This window comes from Kitasatospora sp. NPDC001225, assembly GCF_053597855.1.
Window position 1 is genome coordinate 1 of the sequence record NZ_JBSFJC010000362.1, and the last position, 2,403, is coordinate 2,403.

Annotated in this window: 1 protein-coding gene; it reads left to right on the top strand. The window is 72.4% G+C overall.

Annotated elements, in window-relative coordinates; translation table 11 throughout:
- Positions 1-923 precede the first annotated feature (923 nt).
- The gene (locus tag ACWDCZ_RS40430) at positions 924-2,150 is read left to right on the top strand and encodes a Rieske 2Fe-2S domain-containing protein (protein WP_449818602.1); all 1,227 of its coding nucleotides are present in this window, start codon (positions 924-926) and stop codon (positions 2,148-2,150) included.
- The last annotated feature ends 253 nt before the right edge of the window (positions 2,151-2,403 follow it).

Here is a 2,403-nt window from a genome sequence, read left to right on the forward strand (position 1 = left end):
GATCTCGAACGGCACCGCACCCGAACGCGACCCCACCCGCACCCCGTACCCCAGGGCCGTCAGCCGGTCCGCCACCCGGCGACCCGTCTTCCCCGTCCCACCGACCACCAGCACGACACCGGACTCGACCGCGAGATCCACCACACCAGCCATCACACACACCCTCATTCCAAGACTCGGAGGAATCACCGACGACCGGTCCTTCGGAGGCGCCGGTTGCGCCCGATCGGTTCGTCGTCGTGGCACCAATTCAAATCCCCCCTGGCCCGGCGATCCATAGCCGCCGCTCTCAGTTCCATGCGCGAGCGTCTACGCCACCGGTACGTCACCGACCAGCGGCGCTCCGCCCACCCACGGCCGTCGAGCCGTCCGCGGCCAGGGCTCCCCTGCCACCCACCACAACACACCCCACCCCCGGCAGAAAGCCCTTTCCAGCACCTCTCGACCCCTCCTCGACCGCGTGGGGCAATCACCGCGCGGTGCGTCCGCAAAGGGCCGAGGGGAAATCGGGGGGAACCGCGTCGGTCGGCCGGATCCGCATTCCCGTCACGCCGGGACCGCGGAATCCGTCGCCGTCGCCGATCGCCCCACGGTACGGGCCCGTACGAATAGCGCCCGGGCCGGGCGGCCCGGTTCCGCCCCGGGTGCGGCCCGCCGCCCCACCGGCCCCCCTTCGGCCCCGCTCGGGCGTCGAGGCCGCGCCTACCTGCCCGAATACCCCCGTGGCCCCGGGGCCGGGCGAGTGGCTGGGACCTGTCGAATCCTTGAACCGGTCTACCCGACGGATCATCAGACTTGTTGTGAGTTAGGGAGATTGTCCGTGCACGGGCTCCCGTTCCATGGCTAGCATCGGAAATCCATTCTGTTCGAGCGCTAATCGCCTGGGAGGGGCGGCGCCGGACAGACCGACAGGAGACTTCTTCATGCGCGTGTCCAAGCACGTCCACCCCGTCAGCAGCCGCCCGACCGCGGCCGATGTCGCCCTGCCACCGGCACTGCCCTACCCCGACGGCTGGTCCGCACTCGCCTTCTCCGCCGAGCTCAGGCCCGGCACCGTCCTCACCCGCCAACTCGCGGGCGAGGACGTCGTGCTGTACCGGCTGCGCAACGGCCGCCTCCGCGCGATCCGCCCGTACTGCCCGCACCTCGGCGCCCACCTCGGCCTGGCCGCGGTCGAGGGCGACCACCTGGTCTGCCCCTTCCACCGCTTCGCCTTCGACGCCGAGGGCCGCTGCGTGCGCACCGGGTACGGCACCCAGCCGCCCAAGGCGGCACTGACGCCGCTGCCGGTGCGCGAGGTGAACGAGGCCGTCTTCGTCTGGCGCCACCACGACGGCCGGGAGCCGGACTGGGAGATCCCCGCCTGGCACCGGATCGACGACGGGCGGCAGCCCCTGCGCTACACCTCCTTCGAGATGCCCGGCTACGCCCAGGACGTCATGGAGAACTCCTTCGACCTGGGCCACTTCGTCACCCTGCACGGTTGGCCGCAGGGCGAGTTGGCGAAGCCGGTGGAGTTCGACGGCACCACCTTCCACATCTCGATGCTGGTCCGGGAGACCTTCCCGCTGCTCGGCCTGCGCGAGGTCCAGGTCGAGGTGGACGGGTACGGCCTCACCGCCCTGCACACCGACGTGCACACGCCCTCGCTGGGCCTGGAGATCTGCTCGCTGGTCATGGCCACCCAGGTCGCTCCCGGCCGGATGCAGCTGCGGCAGGCGAGCCGCTTCGTCATGTCGGAGCCGTCCGGGCTGCCCCCGGTCGTCGCCCGGACGGTCAGCCGGGCGGTCACCAGGCTGCTGGCGGGCCCGATGTTCAAGCGCAACCTGGAGTTCACCGCGGCCGACTTCCCGATCTGGTCCACCAAGCGGTACATGTCGCCACCGAAGCTCGCCCCGGGCGACGGGCCGATCGGCGCGATGCGGCACTGGGCCCGGCAGTTCTACCCGCCGGACCACCAGGCGCACCTCCCGGGGCCGGCCGCCCTCACTGACCGGGACGGGCCCGGCGCGAACGGGAGCAGCACGCCCGACGGCGCCGCGAACGGGCACGGCCCGAACGGGAGCGGCACGCCCGACGGTGACGCCGCCCCGAGCCGCACCCCGGCGGAGGCCCCCGGCACCGCCCCCAGCGGAGCCGCCCGGAGCTGAGCCGGCCCCGGCCACCCGCCGCCCCTCTCCGCCCAGCTCCGCCGTCCTGACCTGGAAACGGGCGCGCCGGCTCCGGAGAGCGAGAACCTTCCTCGGCGCCTGGCAGGGCGCACCCTGGGCAGCCAACAGACCTTCGTCAAGCCGGACTTCGCGATCACCATCACCCAGGGCCGGACCAACGACCCGGTCGCGCAGATCCACAACAACGAAGCGGGAAGAAGCACCCCCTGTTCCGCGCACGGCGGGGCGGCCC